This window comes from Undibacterium sp. Di26W (assembly GCF_049340265.1).
Lineage (GTDB): Bacteria > Pseudomonadota > Gammaproteobacteria > Burkholderiales > Burkholderiaceae_D > Undibacterium.
The window spans coordinates 17,563-34,644 of record NZ_JBMPOR010000029.1; the positions used below are offsets into that span (position 1 = coordinate 17,563).

Annotated in this window: 14 protein-coding genes; 5 read left to right on the forward strand and 9 right to left on the reverse strand. The window is 51.1% G+C overall.

All coding sequences use genetic code 11. The features are described 5' to 3' along the window. Positions 1-130 precede the first annotated feature (130 nt). Complete coding sequence (locus ACO0LM_RS25330) at positions 131-2,464, forward strand: DUF1631 family protein (RefSeq protein WP_423041152.1); 2,334 nt, start codon at positions 131-133, stop codon at positions 2,462-2,464. A gap of 133 nt (positions 2,465-2,597) precedes the next feature. On the opposite strand, the gene ACO0LM_RS25335 is transcribed toward ACO0LM_RS25330, so the two are convergent. The 4 genes from ACO0LM_RS25335 to ACO0LM_RS25350 form a co-directional block, all read right to left on the reverse strand. Beyond that, a complete protein-coding gene (locus ACO0LM_RS25335) occupies positions 2,598-3,554 on the reverse strand; it encodes a lipase secretion chaperone (RefSeq protein WP_423041154.1) in 957 nt (318 codons plus the stop codon). 146 nt (positions 3,555-3,700) lie between these two features. Next, a complete protein-coding gene (locus ACO0LM_RS25340; RefSeq protein WP_423041156.1) occupies positions 3,701-4,633 on the reverse strand; it encodes a lipase family alpha/beta hydrolase in 933 nt (310 codons plus the stop codon). Positions 4,634-5,065: 432 nt separating this feature from the next. Continuing rightward, positions 5,066-6,211, reverse strand: coding sequence for an anhydro-N-acetylmuramic acid kinase (locus ACO0LM_RS25345; RefSeq protein ID WP_423041158.1), 1,146 nt, complete (start codon positions 6,209-6,211; stop codon positions 5,066-5,068). A 354-nt stretch (positions 6,212-6,565) separates the two neighbouring features. Further along, entirely contained in the window at positions 6,566-7,885 is a 1,320-nt protein-coding gene (locus ACO0LM_RS25350) for a peptidoglycan DD-metalloendopeptidase family protein (RefSeq protein ID WP_422982651.1), read from the reverse strand. A gap of 346 nt (positions 7,886-8,231) precedes the next feature. Between ACO0LM_RS25350 and tyrS the strand changes: the two genes are divergently transcribed. The 3 genes from tyrS to ACO0LM_RS25365 all read left to right on the forward strand — a co-directional run bounded on the left by tyrS (position 8,232) and on the right by ACO0LM_RS25365 (position 10,818). Next, entirely contained in the window at positions 8,232-9,533 is a 1,302-nt protein-coding gene (gene tyrS, locus ACO0LM_RS25355) for a tyrosine--tRNA ligase (RefSeq protein WP_423041160.1), read from the forward strand. 162 nt (positions 9,534-9,695) lie between these two features. Then, positions 9,696-10,136: a D-aminoacyl-tRNA deacylase gene (dtd, locus tag ACO0LM_RS25360; RefSeq protein ID WP_423041162.1), complete on the forward strand. Its 441-nt coding sequence runs from the start codon at positions 9,696-9,698 to the stop codon at positions 10,134-10,136. Positions 10,137-10,149: 13 nt separating this feature from the next. Next, a complete protein-coding gene (locus tag ACO0LM_RS25365; RefSeq protein WP_423041164.1) occupies positions 10,150-10,818 on the forward strand; it encodes a histidine phosphatase family protein in 669 nt (222 codons plus the stop codon). A gap of 311 nt (positions 10,819-11,129) precedes the next feature. Here ACO0LM_RS25365 and ACO0LM_RS25370 read toward each other — a convergent pair whose 3' ends face one another. The 4 genes from ACO0LM_RS25370 to ACO0LM_RS25385 are packed head-to-tail and all read right to left on the reverse strand — an operon-like array spanning position 11,130 to position 14,249. Continuing rightward, positions 11,130-11,867: a LytR/AlgR family response regulator transcription factor gene (locus ACO0LM_RS25370; RefSeq protein WP_423041166.1), complete on the reverse strand. Its 738-nt coding sequence runs from the start codon at positions 11,865-11,867 to the stop codon at positions 11,130-11,132. Next, positions 11,864-12,919 (reverse strand): sensor histidine kinase, encoded by a 1,056-nt coding sequence (locus ACO0LM_RS25375; protein ID WP_423041168.1) that lies wholly within the window; start codon positions 12,917-12,919, stop codon positions 11,864-11,866. Before ACO0LM_RS25375 ends, ACO0LM_RS25370 begins: the two co-directional genes overlap by 4 nt. A 34-nt stretch (positions 12,920-12,953) precedes the next feature. Beyond that, positions 12,954-13,556 (reverse strand): hypothetical protein, encoded by a 603-nt coding sequence (locus ACO0LM_RS25380; RefSeq protein WP_423041170.1) that lies wholly within the window; start codon positions 13,554-13,556, stop codon positions 12,954-12,956. A gap of 60 nt (positions 13,557-13,616) precedes the next feature. After that, positions 13,617-14,249 carry a hypothetical protein gene (locus ACO0LM_RS25385; RefSeq protein ID WP_423041172.1) on the reverse strand — a complete coding sequence of 211 codons (633 nt, stop codon included), beginning with the start codon at positions 14,247-14,249 and terminating at the stop codon, positions 13,617-13,619. Positions 14,250-14,561: 312 nt separating this feature from the next. On the opposite strand from ACO0LM_RS25385, the gene ACO0LM_RS25390 reads away from it, so the two are divergent. Then, positions 14,562-15,335 carry a hypothetical protein gene (locus ACO0LM_RS25390; RefSeq protein WP_423041174.1) on the forward strand — a complete coding sequence of 258 codons (774 nt, stop codon included), beginning with the start codon at positions 14,562-14,564 and terminating at the stop codon, positions 15,333-15,335. Positions 15,336-15,470: 135 nt separating this feature from the next. On the opposite strand, the gene ACO0LM_RS25395 is transcribed toward ACO0LM_RS25390, so the two are convergent. Continuing rightward, positions 15,471-16,799, reverse strand: coding sequence for an NAD(P)/FAD-dependent oxidoreductase (locus ACO0LM_RS25395; RefSeq protein ID WP_423041176.1), 1,329 nt, complete (start codon positions 16,797-16,799; stop codon positions 15,471-15,473). Positions 16,800-17,082: the final 283 nt, after the last annotated feature.

Genomic DNA, 17,082 nt, shown 5'->3' on the forward strand with positions numbered 1-17,082 from the left:
TGCAAGCCTGCCATATTGATTTCCTGGGCCAACAGACTTTGCCAGGAGTCCTGCTGATTGCAGAATTTTCCTGGCTTTTACTGTTTTGTATCTCAAGCATTAGTAAAATAACCTTGATTTTATCGCTGCCATGTCGAATCCCGTCAATAAATCTACATCTACCGGACCTGCCCTGCAGTCCCGGGATGAGGTCTTGCGCGGGTTAATTCCACTGGCAACGCATTTGGTGGTATCACAACTGGATGCCTTTACGGCCCGCTTGTCGAACGCCTTTCTGGCCCTGTCTGAACACAGCATGGACCCCCGCGAAGCCAACCTGAGCTTCAATGCTGGCCAGTTACTAAAGAAAAATTCCTACGCCTTTTATTTCCTGACTTCTACCGGGTTTGAAAAAGGCTTCCGCAAAGAGATTGATGCCCTGTTGCAGGGTGTGCGTGCGGTTGCTTCACCTGTTGACATCGCCCTGAGCCTGGTGACATATGAAGAAATGGACAAGAAGCTGGCCCTGAGCCGCTCTGGCCGCACACTGGAACTAAACAATGCCGAGCAGTATGCCGCGCTGAACATGCGCTTTGCGCATTTGATGGATCATGAAGCGCTGAGTATTGCGCAAAACCCTTTCCGTCCCGAAATGTTCTTGCACACCATCTATGCAGCATGGTGTGAATTCGATCCAGAGATCAATACCCATGAACTGGTATTGCCTTTGCTTCGCGCCGAAATCCTGTTCGACCTTGAACCCATATTAAACACGCTGAACGAAGCACTGGTCGCCAAGGGCATCTTGCCGGATCTGCATGAGTCTTTCCGCATACGCCGCAGCCGTAGTAGTGTAGAACGTCGCAAAGAAGCAATGCCGGCAGCACCTGGTGATGTGTCGCAAAAACTGCGCAGCTTCCTGTCTGGTAACGGCCAAAACGCCGCCAATGATGGTGATCAGTTTGCCCAAGGGGGCACTGGTGGCCACGGTGGCGGTGGCCATGGTGGTGCAGGCGGCTCTGGCATGGGCGGTGGTGGATCTGGCGGTATGGGTGGTCAGGGCGGCATGGCTGGTAGTGGCGGCGATGGCGCATCTGGCGATGGTCAGGGCACAACACCTTATTCAGGTTTTGCCACTGGTGGTGAACAACAGTTGGTAGCACGCGCCCAGATGTTCCAGAAACTGGCGGACTTGCAAAAGAACGTCAAGCTGCAGCAATTGATGGCCGGCGCGCAAGATGTATTGCGCCTGTCGCAAATGCGCGAGCAAATGCCCGAACTGGCGAATACCGGTGTAGAAAAAAATACCCTGGATTTGTTGTCACAGGTCTTTGATAGCGTATTCCGTAATCAGGCCATACCACCCCAGATCAAGGAACTGATTTCTGTTTTACAAATACCGGTATTGAAAGCAGCACTGCTGGACAAGGAATTCTTTTTCCAGGAAGACCATCCAGCACGTCGTCTGATTGAATTATTGTCGCGTTACAGTCTGGCATGGGATCAGAAAAAGGGTCAGGAAGATCCACTGTTCCAGACCATGCAGCGGAATGTGCATCGTGTACAGCAAGAGTTTGACCAGGAAATTGCACTCTTTGATGAAGTCGTCAACGACCTCGAATCTTTCATCAAGAAAGAGGAAGAAGAAGCATCCCAGGCTTTGCAGGCACCAATCAACACGGCGCTGAGAAAAGAAAAAGTCAAACAGGCCAATATGGCCGCCACGCATGAAGTGGCATTGCGGGTTGGTACCGGTGAAGTGGTGGCCTTTATAGAAAGCTTCCTGGAAAGCCGTTGGACCAAGGTCTTGACCCTGGCCTATAGCGTCAAGGAAGAAAAACCTTACGCAGTTGAAGACGCCATCAAAACCATGGATGACCTGATCTGGAGCGTCAAGCCCAAGATCACACTGCAACAACGCCAGGAATTACTGAACCGCCTGCCCGCCATTCTGGCCCGCCTGAACAAATGGCTGAGCCTGATCAAGTGGGAAGACGCCGACCGCGTGCAATTCTTTGCCGAACTGGCAGAATGCCATGCGTCCATTGTGCGTGCGCCGCTGGATCTGTCGCCAGAACGTCAGCTTGAAATCGCCGTTGAAGTTGCCCAGCAAGCCGCCGAACGCCGTCTGGCAAAACGTGCAGAAGCTGATAGCAAGATCGAACAAGAACCACCGCAACCTGCTGACGAACATGTGGACACCGTTACCGAACTGGAACGTGGCGTCTGGCTGGAATTCACCAAAAAATCCGGTGGCATCAACAAAGTCAAACTGGCCTGGGTCAGCCCCATGCGCAGCCTGTATATCTTCACCACGGGTGACAAAGACAAGACCTTCCAGGTCTCTGCCGAAGAACTCGAACAAACTTTCCGCGAAAAACGCGCCAAGATCCTGGTACTCGACAAAGTCGTCGATCGCGCCTTGATGGAAGCACTGGAAAACGTGCCCGAAGAAGAACAGGCTGAAGAACTCAGCCTGGCTTAATCCCCTTCCCTGCCTTGGTGAAACATACTGAGGTGCATGTAGTTCAGGTTTCCCGTCATACACTTTCAAATCTCGGTTTCGCACCTTAGTTTCAAATCTCAGCGTCAAACCTCAGTATCAAATCCACCCGGCCTCATTCATACGCTGGCAAACGCCGCTGCTCATCCGCACTAAAAAACTGATTGCGCACCTGCTGCAGTGCGCCCTGCTTTTCAGATTCACTATGAAAAGCCATTTCGGTATTCAGTCGATTTTTTTGGTCCAGGTATTGTTGTATGCGTGATTTCCAGGCGGCTTCTTCCTTGTCTACCTGTGCCAGCCTGGCGGCTGCTTCAGGCGAGGTGGCGGCAGCGCGCATGCGGAAGACTTCTTCATCGCTGGCACCGTTGGCGAGCAGGTTTTGTGCCTGCTCTTCCAGTCGCACGACCTGATAAGGCGCATTCTTTTCTTCTTTCAAGGCGGTGGGCAAGGCATCGTCCAGTGCTTTTAGTTGGGCCTTTTTCTGCTCAAGGGACAGGCTGTTATTTTCTGCGATGTCCATTCTTGCCAGAGCATCCTGGTCATAAGCATCGTCAAACCCAAACATGGCCTGGTTTTCGCGGTCGCTGAAATAGCGTTGGCGCACTTGCTGCATGGCAGTCCAGCGCTGCCTTGCAGCAACGCTCATGCCGGTTTTTCCCGGGCTGATATTTTGCGCATTGCTTTCCACTGCCAGCAATGCCTGCTTGTATTGAATATAGCGTGCCAGTAAATCCCTGGCTTGCTGGGCGGCCTTGCTGCCGAGTTTCTGAGTCAGCACTCGCTCAATTTCTGCCTGGATTTCATCCAGCTTTTTTTCACCGATGGCGGCCAGATAATAATCAAATAACAAGCGCAGTTCGGCATTGATCTGTAAGTCACCGGCAGCATCCTGGCTGACTCTGCCATCACCCGTCGTGCCTTCCATCGAGCGGACAAAATCAAAGCTGTGGTCTGCCTTGCGCAGTTTGATGGGTTCTGGATTCGACTCGTTTTTTAAAGCAGTAAAAATAAAAAAAGCAGCGACGCACAATGTCGTCGCGCCTGCAAATGCAAGATTACCTGTTCTCATTGACTACCGCTCCCTGTGCATATCATTTAGCTGTTTTGCTGCCTGGGCCGGATAACGCATAGATACGGTGTAGATAAGGTGCAATATGCTTGCACCTTATCTATTACACCATTATCCGGTTTGCCAAAGTACCAAAGCTCTGTTGACTACAAGCCCTGATTTTTCAAACGATTTGCATGCTGCCTGTAGATCGTAACCGGATTGGTTTCAAAAATGTTGATCAATCCTATGGTCTGGTTGACTTCATCCAGATGGTTCATCGCATAATCATCACGAATCACCTTGCCCAGATGGGTAGAGCAACTGGCAACCAGGCCATCATTCTTTTCAGATCCAAAGGCCAGTGAAGTCAGGGCCAGTGCCGGATCGATGATGTCCAGCACATTGGTATAAGGCTTGGCACCACTCCAGGAAAAATATGCCACACCTCTGGCCGTGTAAGCACCTTCACCACAAGTCGTGGTGGGGATACCTTCCGGATACTTGGCATTGAACCTCAGTGAACCGGCCGTGCTCAGTGAATTGGCGGCAGCCAGCGAATCTTGCGACAGCGTTGGTTGGCCCGACAAGAAACTGATGATCTGCGCCAGGCCATTGGTGATGGATACCAATACGGTATTCGACAACGAACCTGCCGGTGCAACACCCAGCAATACATCTGCTACCTTGGAACCACGATTCACACCGCCCACCGATGTCACCGACGCCACCAGATCAGGTCTGATGGAGGCCACGTAGCGGGTGGTAGGCCCACCATGGCTATGACCGATCAGATTGACCTTGCTGGCACCAGTGACGGCCAGTATCTGCTTGACCTGGGTCAGCAATTGCTCACCCCTGACTTCAGTGCTGTTGGCGGCAGCCACCTGGGTGACATACACCCTGGCACCATCGCTGCGCAACGCGGAAGGAATCCCATACCAATAATCGACAGGACCGATGTTGTCGAATCCAAACAGGCCGTGCACCAGCACGATAGGATATTTTGTTTCCGTATAACCTGATGCCCACGATGGTGCCGGTAACATCATCAGGGCGACTACACACATTACCAATTTCTTCATGATGCTTTTTTTCATTTTGTCTCTTTCTTTGTTATCGTTGAAATGAAACTCAGCGGTGCCAATGGCTCAGCCTCTGTGAGCTGATGCATATTTGTTATGGCAGCCTCAGGCTAGGATCAGCAGCCCGGATTAGCAAGTTGCCATGCAACATAAAAAGAGAGGGAAAAAGCCGGTTGTTGGAAAATTCCGACGATAACAAAGGCATAAAAATGAGTTAAATCATTTATACGCACTCTAAGGAGGCTTGCCACCAGAACAGGTGTGCAGTGTTTTAGATGAAATTCACTAAAATGAAGTCTTGCTTTTTCAACAGGAAAGTATTGTCGGGTAGTCACAACATGACAATAAGCGACATTTTATAGATGTAAATGCGAGGTTCCAGGCTTCACTTGGAACGTGTTTGCGATCTTACTGCCGTTTTGCCCACAGGGAAAAGCTAGAGAAATATCAGGCCGGGTACAGCGCCCCCAAAATGCGTGCACCGGCAGCACCGGTGACATCAGCCAGGTTGCCCGGCAGGCGCAAGCTGAACTGTCTGGCCAGCCAGGCGAAGGCCAGTGCTTCCACCTGTTCCGGGGCGACACCCAGGTCTGCCGTGCTGCACACGTGCGCAGGGCAGCGCTGTGCCGCCAGCAAGCTTTGCAAACGCTGCATCAGGTAATGGTTGAAGGCACCGCCACCGCAGACATATACATGGCTGGCCTGCGCCGCGTGCCGCACGATGTCATTGGCCAAGGTCTGGGCAGTAAATTCACACAGGCTGGCTTGCACATCAACTGCCTGCGCCTGGGCAAAATTCTGCAGCTTGTCTTGCAACCATGCCATGTGGAATAAATCGCGCCCCGTGCTTTTGGGGGCGGCCAATTGAAGATAGGCTTCGGACATCAATTGCTGCAACAAAGCAGGAATGACATGCCCCTGGGCTGCCCAGGCGCCATCCTGATCATAGCTTTTGCCGTGATGCTTTTGTATCCAGGCATCCATCAGTACATTGCCGGGGCCGGTATCAAAACCAAGAGTATGACCATCTTCCGCCAGGATGCTGATATTGCAGATGCCGCCAATATTAGCCACCACGCGGCAACTGCCAGGCTTGCCAAAGACGGCGCGATGGAAAGCCGGCACCAGCGGTGCCCCCTGCCCGCCAGCAGCCACATCGCGACTGCGGAAATCGGCAATCACATCCACGCCCGTCAACTCGGCCAGCAACGCCGGATTATTGGTCTGGCGGGTATAGCCCAGTTCTGGTCGGTGGCGTATGGTTTGCCCATGCACGCCGATAGCGCAAATAGGGCTAGCGGGTGATTTGGCCTGCAAGGCATGGACGCAGGCTGCATAGCAACGCGCCAGTGCATTTGCCAGCAAGGCTTCATGATGAATTTCATTCTCGCCTGGCTGTTGCAAGGCCATGGCCTGCTGCCGCAAGGCGTCATCAAAAGGCAGGTAGGCACTGGCGATAATCTGCATGGCAGCAGTATTGTTGGCATCTGCGGTTTCAGGAAAACGGACCAGCACGCCGTCAACGCCATCCAGACTGGTACCTGACATCAGTCCCAGGTAGATGGGCGCACTGTTTTCTGGATGGACTGGCATGCTTGTGCTCACTTTGAGGATGGAACGGAGGTTTCCTGAAGATTACAGCATTTTGAAAAAAATTCTGCTTTCGATTTTCTCTTCCCCATCTGGAAGATGCTGACCGCAGTATCTTGATAAGCCCGCCTTGGGGCAGAACTGCAACGCACGGGATTGCCAGGCTTGCTGTCTACCTTGCGCATGCAGGGCCAGTTCTGCATCTGCCTGCAATCTGCAGCCATAGCTTTGCGCAAGGTATACGCAACATGCCCGCTCATGTTGTCAACACGAATGTGACAAAACAAGCGGGCATGGATGAAACGGACAAATGCTGGTCTAAGCTTAATGCAGGTTTATTGCAGGCTTATTGCAAGCTTAACGCGATGCCAGTTTCATGACTTCCGTCATGCGTTCAGGATGCAAGAGATTGAATCTGTGGTTCATATCACCGGCAAAACCTTTGAAACGGTTCATTTCATTCGCGGCCAATGGTGCGGCTTCCGTCATGTTGATGGACATGGGGTCGCGTGCCTCATTGTTGACGCGGAATTCATAATGCAAATGCGGGCCGGTAGACCAGCCTGTCGTACCGACATAACCAATGACCTCACCCTGGCTAACCTTGCTGCCCTTGTGTATGCCAGCAGCAAAGCGACTCATATGGGCATAGGCCGTGCTGTAGTTATTCCAGTGCTTGAGCACGACCAGGTTGCCATAACCATTGCTGGGAGCCGCTGAATCAACTACGCCATCAGCAGAAGCACGTATCGGGGTGCCAGTGGCGGCCGCAAAATCGACGCCTTTATGGGCTTTCCATTGACCAGAGATAGGATGTACGCGCATGGAAAAACCAGAAGAAACGCGGGTAAATTCTATCGGTGATTTCAGGAAGGCTTTTTTCAATGATTTGCCGTCAAAGGTGTAATAACCGCCCTTGCCACCCGTTTCTTCAAACCAGGCGGCCTGGTACAGTTTGCCAGAATTGCTGAATTCGCCGGCCAGCACACGGCCAGTACGTACACGTTCCCCGTTTTGCCAAAAACTTTCATAGACGATGTTGAAATAGTCACCTTTTTGCAGGCGCTGATAATCAACACTGGTCTCGAACATGGTCTTGACCTGTTCGGTGACGTTATAAGGAATCAAGGCATCATCGGCAGCCGGGTAAAACGCGGTGCGGATATAGGCTGTCGCCATTTCCACCCTTCTTTCCAGACTGGCGGTGATGTCGGAGGATGCCAATTTACCATTGGCATCACGCTTGATGACGATATTTCTGACGGGCTTGTCGGGGCCATCTGAGACGGTTGTCTGCAACCACAACAGTTCACCTTCATCATCCGTTTTCACTGCAACGGTCTTGTCCGCCCGGAACTGCAACATGCTGCGGGCAATACTGTCTGACTTGATAAACTGACTTGCTTCGTCATCGTCAACACCGATGCGTTGCAAGAATGTACTCAATGGTTCACTGCTCTTGAAGGTCGCTTCCCTGATGAATTGTTGCTCACTCGCTTCGAGCGCAGCAACCTGGTCTTCCAGTTTTGGCAGGGACAGTTCTTCGGTGATTCTCTTGACTGGCAAGTCCGAGGCATCAGGTGCCAGCGGTGCTACGCCCACTGCGCCAAATGCGCAGACAGCAAAGAATAGAGCGGAAACAGAGACGATGCGCGAAGCGCGCGTGGTGCCGAACAACAGTCTGCTACCAGAAGCTAAACGAAGTAATTTATCTGATGGACGCATGCAATAAGTTAAAATTGACTGTTTTTATCGAAAATTCGGGCTTGTTGTAGTGACTTGAAGGTGCACACAAGATGCACAACATAGCAAGACTGCAAGGCCAAGGATGGGATTATAAAGTACTCACAACAACCGCCTGAAGATCACTTAGCAAGTAAAATTGCAAGTATGCGATGGCTTCTGATGACTCTGATTAATCCCGGCAATTTAACCAACACCCAGAATTTGGCAAAACGCTGATTATGGATTCAGTTTGTGAATTCGACCAGCGGTGTTACAAAAAATTTCATGCAACTTTACTATGACTTCTGTACAAAATTCAAGCTCTACTGATCACGCTGAACAGACCAGCAAAATCCTGCCTCTTTCTGATGCGGTGCAGCATGCACTGGCAGTGACCAAACGCGGTGTTGATGAACTTTTAATCGAGTCTGAATTCGCGCAAAAACTGGCACGCAGCGAGCAAAGCGGCAAACCCCTGCGCATCAAGCTGGGCCTGGACCCGACTGCACCAGATTTGCACCTGGGGCACACGGTGGTACTCAACAAGATGCGTCAGTTGCAAGATCTGGGCCATACCGTCATCTTTTTGATTGGTGACTTCACGTCCATGATTGGTGATCCGTCTGGCCGCAATGCCACTCGCCCACCACTGACGCGTGAGCAGATCGAAGACAACGCCCAGACTTACTTCAAGCAGGCCGCTTTGGTACTGGATGCCAGCAAGACCGAGATCCGTTACAACTCGGAATGGTCGGACCCGCTGGGTGCGCGCGGCATGATACAACTGTCATCCAAGTACACCGTGGCCCGCATGATGGAGCGTGATGATTTCACCAAGCGCTTCAAGGCTGGCACACCCATTTCAGTGCATGAATTCTTGTACCCGCTGATGCAGGGTTATGATTCTGTCGCTCTGAAATCTGACCTGGAACTGGGTGGTACCGATCAAAAATTCAACCTGCTGGTTGGTCGTGAATTGCAAAAGGATTATGGCCAGGAGCCACAATGTATCCTGACCATGCCTTTGCTGGAAGGTCTGGATGGCGTGGAAAAAATGTCCAAGTCCAAGAACAACTACATCGCCATCACTGAACCCGCCAACACCATGTTTGCCAAGATCATGAGCATCTCGGACACCATGATGTGGCGTTACTACGAGCTGCTGTCTTTCTGCTCGCTGGAACAGATCGCGACCTACAAAAAAGCCGTGGCCGAAGGCCAGAACCCGCGTGATATCAAGGTTGCCATCGCGCAGGAAATCGTTACCCGCTTTCATGACAAGCAGGCGGCAGAAGATGCCTTGGCGGATTTCGTGAATCGTTCCAAGGGCGGCATCCCGGATGATGTAGAAGAAATCAGTTTAAGCGGCGCACCTATGAGCATAGGCCAGTTGTTGAAACAGACCAATCTGTGCGCCTCGACAGGTGAAGGCATGCGTATGGTTGAACAAGGTGGCGTGCGTATTGATTCCGTTGTTATCAGCGACAAGGGTTTGAAAGTTGAAGCCGGTACATTTGTGGTGCAGGTTGGTCGTCGCAAGTTTGCAAAGGTGACTTTGACGGCTCTTGATGGCTTGATGCATGCCCCACTTCCTGAGTAACGCGGGAAACTCCTTCCCCTTCAAGGGGAAGGTTGGGATGGGGATGGGTTTCCTCAGCAAATCACCGATTCAATTAACATCTCGGCCATTCAACCGAACCCCATCCCCACCCTAACCCTCCCCTTGAAAGGGAGGGAATCAAAACACCGAATACATTTCCCCATGATCGCCCTACTACAAAGAGTCACCGAAGCCAAAGTCGTCGTCGATGGCAACACCATCGGTGCCATCAACAATGGCCTGATGGTCCTGGTCTGCGCCGAGCGCGACGATACCAAAAAACAAGCGGACGCCCTGCTGACGAAATTACTGGCTTACCGCGTTTTTTCTGACGATGCCGGCAAGATGAACCGCAGTGTCACCGATGTACAAGGCGGCTTGCTGCTGGTACCGCAATTCACGCTCGCAGCTGATACCAATTCCGGCACCCGCCCGTCTTTCACGCCGGCCGCACCACCAGAACTGGGCAAGCAATTGTTCGACTATTTTGTCACCCAGGCACGCAACAAACATGCGCAGGTAGAAACCGGCAGCTTTGGTGCCGACATGAAAGTATCACTAACGAATGATGGCCCCGTGACCTTCTGGCTAAAAACCAAATAAGCAACATAAGAATATGAAACCCGCAGAAATTTTATTGATACGCCATGGCGAAACTGCCTGGAATGCAGAACGCCGTTTGCAAGGTCATCTCGACATCCCCTTGAATGCCGAAGGCGCACGCCAGGCCAAGGCACTGGCGTGGGCGCTGCAAAATGAAAAGCTGCATGCCATCGTCTCCAGCGACTTGCAACGCGCCGTGCAGACTGCCGGCGAGATCGCCCGCCTGCAAGGCGTCAGTACCCGCATCGACAAAGGCTTGCGTGAACGTTGCTTTGGCGGTTTTGAAGGCAAGCTGTATAGCGAATTACCCAGCCTGTATCGCAAGGAATATAACGCCTGGCAAGCGCATGAACCGGATACCCAATTCCCGCCGGGTGAAAACGAAGGTGAAACCATACGCCAGTTCCACAAACGCGTGATGGAACATGTGCTGCACTATGCCAAACAATTTGAAGGCAAGAAAATCGCCATCGTCGCCCACGGCGGCGTACTTGAATGTGCTTACCGCGCCGCCAAGGATTTGCCACTGAACGCACCACGCGAAGTCACCATCTACAACGCCAGCATCAATCGCTTTGAAGTCACAGGCAAAGACATCAAGCTGGTGCAATGGGGCGATGTCGCGCATCTGGATGCGGATGGGCTGGATGAGATTAATCAGACTAAGAGCGAGAAACATTGATTGACGTGCTGCGACAATACGGTGGGCCTTGTGCACTACTGTCTGATCGCTAAATCGCTCTCTGGCTCACCGTGCTGCTCGGCAACCAACGCCACCAAACATTAGTGACACAGTATATCGCGTAACCAAAATGTCAGCAGGTGCCAGATTTGTTTGAGCATTCCTTCATCAATCCCAGCGCGCCGCCAAGGAGTCGCTGAGTAAGCGTAGCGAGCGGTTCAAGTTTGAGTTAAGAAGCGCTTCGTACTCAAGTACGACGAGCATCGCAGGCTCAAAATTGAGCCGCGCTTAGCTTAACCAGCACTTAGCAACTACATTTGGCGAAACTGGTGTTGATACGCCTGCGATACCGCCAGCCACGCATCTCCATGCTGCAATCGCAAGGCCAGCCCTCCATCATTTCTTTGAACGGCGTCAATCGCCGCCACACTGACAATATTGCTGCGCGATATCTGCCAGAATTTATCGGTATCCAGTTGCGCTGCCAGATCCTTGATGGTGGTACGGATATAGGCTTCGAGTTTAGCTGTGATGACCTTGGTGTATTTAGAATCTGCCCTGAAACACAGCACGTCGCTGACATTAATGAAGCGTATCTGGTTGCCGACGGATGCCTGTATCCAGCGCAGCGACTCTTGCGGTTTTCTGACTTGCAGGGCGGACAGGTCGGCTGGTTGTTGTGACAGGCGTTGTTTCAGTCTTTGCACGGCCAAAGCCAGACGCCCGGCATCGAGCGGTTTGAGCAGGTAGTCAACGGCCCCCTGATCAAAGGCATCGACTGCATAATCATTGTGGGCAGTTAAAAATACGATGTGACAAGGGTGCTGCGCCAAACGGGCGACATCGATGCCGCTTAAGCCAGGCATGCGCACGTCCAGAAAGGCAAGCTCGGGACGTAGTTCTGCTATCGCGTGCAAGGCCTTGATACCATCATCAACAGTAGCGATGATGTCAAGCTCTGGCCACAGTTGCGTCAATGTGCTTTGCAGTTCTTGTCGTAAAATCGCTTCGTCTTCGGCGATCAGTACCCTGGGATTGTTGATACTCATGACAACTCACCTGACCTGGCTGGCAAGCAGATGGTCGCGCATATGCCACCGGATTCTTGCGCTTGCAATTGCAATTCTGCCTGTTCGCCAAACAGCGCCAGCAATCTTTCCTGTACATTCAGCAAACCCACACCACTGCCCAGTTCATCCTGAAAACCGCGACCATTATCGCTGACCATGATCTGCAATTGTCCTGCCTCACTACTAGCGCTGATGTCGATGCGCACATCGCCAGGCTGCGGTTCTATGCCATGTTTGATGGCATTCTCTACCAGACTCATGACAGCCAGCGGTGGAATCAGGCAAGCCCTGACATCGTCTGCGGCTTGCACAGAAAATTGAAAACGCTGCCCCAGCCGTATCTGGAAGATTTGCAGATATGCAGCAGCTCTGTCGAGCTCTTGCCCCAGCGTGGTGGTACTCTGGCGTATGTCGGGCATGGCGGCACGCAGATAGGCAATCAGGTGGTTCAGCATTTGCTCGGCAAGTACTGCATCCTGATGTATCAGGGCACGGGTATTGGCCAGGGTATTAAACAAAAAATGCGGTTCTATCTGCCCTTGCAAAGCAGCCAGCCTGGCTTCCAGCATTTGTCTTTCCACCCTGTGTTTGCTGGCTTCTGCTGCCAGGCTGGCCTGGGTACGACGCTTGATTTCAAGGTCTATGGCTGCGGGCAATACTGTGGCGAAGATAAATACCAAAATGATGGCTGGCAGCAGCCAGTTTGCATGGCCAGTCGTCAAGGGTGGCCAGAAGATGGTTTCAGCCCTTACTCCCACATACAAGGCCAGCGATACAAACAATACCAGGACGCCCCACCGTTGACCGGCATGCTTGAGCCGCGTAGTTTTTTGCGACAGACACAGTCCCGCCTGCGCCAGCGTATACGCCAGCAAGAGCGCAAGGCTATCTGCCAGCCAGGCAGAGCGAGCCGCGCTCACCCCCGCATAAGCAAACAGTCCCAGCACTGCCGCCGTGGACAAAAATGGCCAGGTAATTACTGTGTTATCACCCTGTTGATCTTGATGAGGTATCGCAATTTCTGTGTGCATCTGTTGTATCTATTTCAGAAAATTATTCAGAAAATTATTCAGAAAAATTCAGGTTCTTTATCGTACCTGTGACTGACCCCATGGTGATTTTATTGGCGATGGGCTTACTCTCCGGCACAGAATTGCTGGGCTGCGCTTCATTGAAAGTCATGCCTTTTACCATTAATTTACCTTTGTCTCTGATACCCACGCCCAGCTCCAATTTTTGTGCATAGTCTGGCACCATCAATCTGACTCTGACTGCTTCCCAGGTATCACTCTTGCGTGCCCAGGAGGAGGCAATAGAGGTATGTCCCTTCTCATCCGTGGTTCTGATCCAGAATTCATAACCGCCAAGATCGCCTATGTGCAGGGCCGATGCAGTAAAGAACATGATTTTCCCACGATAGGCACTGGCATCAATCACTTGCGTGATGGCCGCAAAATCATCCGTAACGATATCCTGTTTTGCTGCGATGAAGAAGGCGGGCTGCTCAGTTGTGCCTTGTGATTCATCGAGACCGCTTTCATAATGGGTAGAGATCGCTCCACTACCGATCCAGCCTTTGGGGATGCCATTTTTGACAGGCCCGGCAAAAGAAAAGTTGACGGCAAATGCGACCAGAGGCGCAGCGACTAAAATTTTCCAGTGTTTCAATGTTGACTCCAATATTTGCTTGATTTATGTATTGCGATGCAGATGTGCAAGACCGAAAAATTAACCAGTAAAGTTAAGATTGCGGGCAGGATAGGTGGGTAAGCCCATGCGAAAAGCTGGTAGATCAACGGGATTGGTAATCGGTACAAAAGGTTTGCGTTCCAATTTAATATCCCTGACCCATATCTTGCCTTTGGAAGCAAGTGAGATACCAATGTCAAAGTGCCGGTCTTCGTCACCTGCGTCTTTGGGTAAATAGCTGATGATGGTAATCCGCTCCCACCCCTTGCTGTCTGGTATGCTGCGTGAGTTCACCATCAGTTCCGGCACGTTGCGTTTTTCTCCCGTGACGGGGTTCCTGCCTTTCATATGGCGTAACCATATCCTGTTCTTTTCCGCACCGACCGCTTTAGCCATCATACTGAATTCAATCATGCCACCTTCCCATTCTGCGGCATTCACTTGCTGCATCAGGGTGACGGTTTCATTCGTTGGTGTGTCTTTGCTAGCGATGATCAGCGCGGGGTGATCAGGCGTACTTTCCGCCGGGTCTATCCCCATCTCATATTTATCCCCCAAGGGTCCCCATAGCTGCCACCCCTCAGGTGCACCAAGCTTGACGCCATCGGCAAACGAGGCATTCATGGCAAAGCCAATCAGGCAGGCTGCGATTACTGCTTTCCAGTGTTTCATCACATCTTCTCCATAAGAATGATTCAAGATTTGAAATATACGCATGTGGATTTGCCTTTACCTCTGGTTTGCGATTAGTGGCGGGTGACAGTCGATTAGTGCCGGTAATTGTCGGATGGATGCATTTCAAACTGCATCAGATCAAAAAACGGTGTTCTGGTGAGCAGACACACCCAAAACATCATTTCCAGACACATAGGTTGACCAAAGCAAGACAATTGGTGATACTGATAATGTTGAATAATTGCAAGCTTTTTATGGCGCTGACTACCATCAACTGACCACACTATTTTAAATTTAAGGACTGAATTCGTGCGCGTCTTTTATCAATTCGATTTTGATACACTGCCCCGCAGTGTCAAAAAACAATTATTAAAGTCTGTTTCCAATCCTGATTACCTAGTGCATGCCGACACGACATCAAACAGGATCTGGTTTGGGCTGAATGCGCTACTCATCCTCTTTTGCAGTATTTTATTATGGCTGGTGGCATTTTCTGATGCAATGGAATCGCTCAGCATACTATGGGAAGACCAACGGGCAATTTTCTTGTATGCGCTGTTGTTGACAGGCCTTATCTATGGCGTCCATGCGATCTGGCAACGCAATCAGCTCAACAAGGAATTTTACTTTCTTCCCGGCTGCTATCTTTTTCCATTGGCGATAGTCGATGTCAGGTCATGGAAGATAGGCATATATGACCTCGCACAATTGCACAAGTTGGAAGTGACCCATAATAACGTGAATGGCAAATACAAAAAAACCCTATTCAAATTCAACTTCTATGATGGCTCTGCAAAAACCCTGGCGATCAAAGACCGGAATAAGGCTGAAATTGTTTTAAACAATTTCAATCTGTCACAAGGCGTTGCACGGACGGCATTTCATAACAGGGATACGCAAACGCTGAATGGATTTGACCCATTTCTTGAATTACGAAAAGCCAAATGGGCCGGGGCATTGAATGATGCAAAAAATGGTACGCAGAAAAAACTACTGGTCAGGCTGATAGACTTAAAATTGCCGCTGGTGCTGATCGCCATTGCGCTGGCAATTCTGCTTTGGTATGGCAAGAATGCTGCTTGAGATGTCAAGCAGCTGGTACCAAGGAAGCAAGAAAACCCAAGCTCCCCCTATTTCTGCTGTGACCAAACGAGGTCTGCCCCTGCAAGCAATAGCTGGCCACAAGGCCTCGCTGCAGGGCTCCGTCCAGAAAAAAAATCAATGCAACTTGATACGCGGATTGCGCACTCTGTCTATGGTTTCTGCCCAGGTGGATAGCCAGGTATGGAACAGGCCATTGACTGCCACCTGATGATGCTTGTGCAGTGACCAGTACATCCATTTCGCCAATGTGCCTTCGATAAAAACGGAACCGCTGGCGATGGCCCCCATCAGGCTACCAACCGTACTGTAATTACCCAATGACACCAGTGAACCATGGTCTTTGTAGGTAAATTCCAGCAGCGACTTGCCTTGCAACTGGCGTGTCAGTGACTTGGCCAGCAAGCTGGCTTGCTGATGTGCAGATTGGGCGCGAGGAGGCACGTTCGGCAAACCCTCACCTTGCGGACAGGCACAGCAATCGCCGAGGGCAAAGATGGAAGGATCGCGCGTTGTTTGCAAGGACCGGTTGACGACCAGTTGATTGATGCGATTACATTCCAGGTCATCAAGGTCTTTCAAGAATTCTGGTGCCTTGATACCTGCCGCCCATACCACGATGCCGCTGGGGATGAATTTGCCACCTGCCATTTGCACGCCGGCCTTGGAAACTTCGACGACTTTTTCGTTGGTATGAATTTCAACGGCAATGCTGCGCAATTCGCGCGCCACGGCTTCTGACAAGCGCTCAGGCAGCATTTGCAGCAAACGCGGTGCGGCATCAACGATGACGATCTTCAAGTCTTTTTCAGGATGGAAATTAACCAGCCCATAACTGGACAGGATTTTGGTAGTCATGTGCAACTCGGCGGCTAGCTCTACACCGGTGGCACCACCACCGATGATGGTGACGGTAAAGCGTCCTTCCCCCACAGCCTGGGCCTGGGTTTGTGCACGCAGGCAGCAATTGATGAGTTTTTGATGGAAGCGTTCTGCAGCAGCCAGAGAATCCAGCATGATGCAATTTTCACGTGCGCCAGGCGTACCAAAGTCATTGGTCTGGCTGCCCAGTGCAATCACCAGGCTATCATAAGGAATGGCCTGACGTGGCAATAACTCTATGCCGTTTTCATCGAGAGTGGGAGCGAGGTAGATTTCTTTCTTGTCGCGTGACAAGCCATCCATGCGGCCCAGCCGGAATTCAAAATGATTCGATCTTGCCAAGGCAAAATATTCGCGTTCGTCGGCGTGGCTGTCGAGGGTACCTGCGGCAACCTGGTGCAATAAAGGTTTCCACAAATGAGTACGGCTGGCATCCACCAGCGTGATGATCGCCTTCGCTTTCTTGCCCAGTTTCTTGCCCAGACGGACTGCCAGTTCCAGCCCGCCTGCACCACCGCCAACGATGGTAATTCTATGTACTGCCTCCTTGTTTTGCGTGTTCACGACAACTCCCTTAATATAAAAAATGTATTCCCTTGACGACGATCAGCAAATCAAGGCCATGGGAATGCACTTTTGTCAGGAGTCTGTAAGAACGTGTTTAGTCAACTAGTAACTAGAGTATACACAAGTACTGCAACACAGGTTGGTAAATTGGCTATGGCAATAATTTAGAAATGCAAGTCTAAAAGACGCGTCTTTTACTAGATTTATACTATTAAGTGATCATGCCATATAGATAAAAATATTCCCGACGAACGGTCATGATTTTGCCGAATATTTAGGC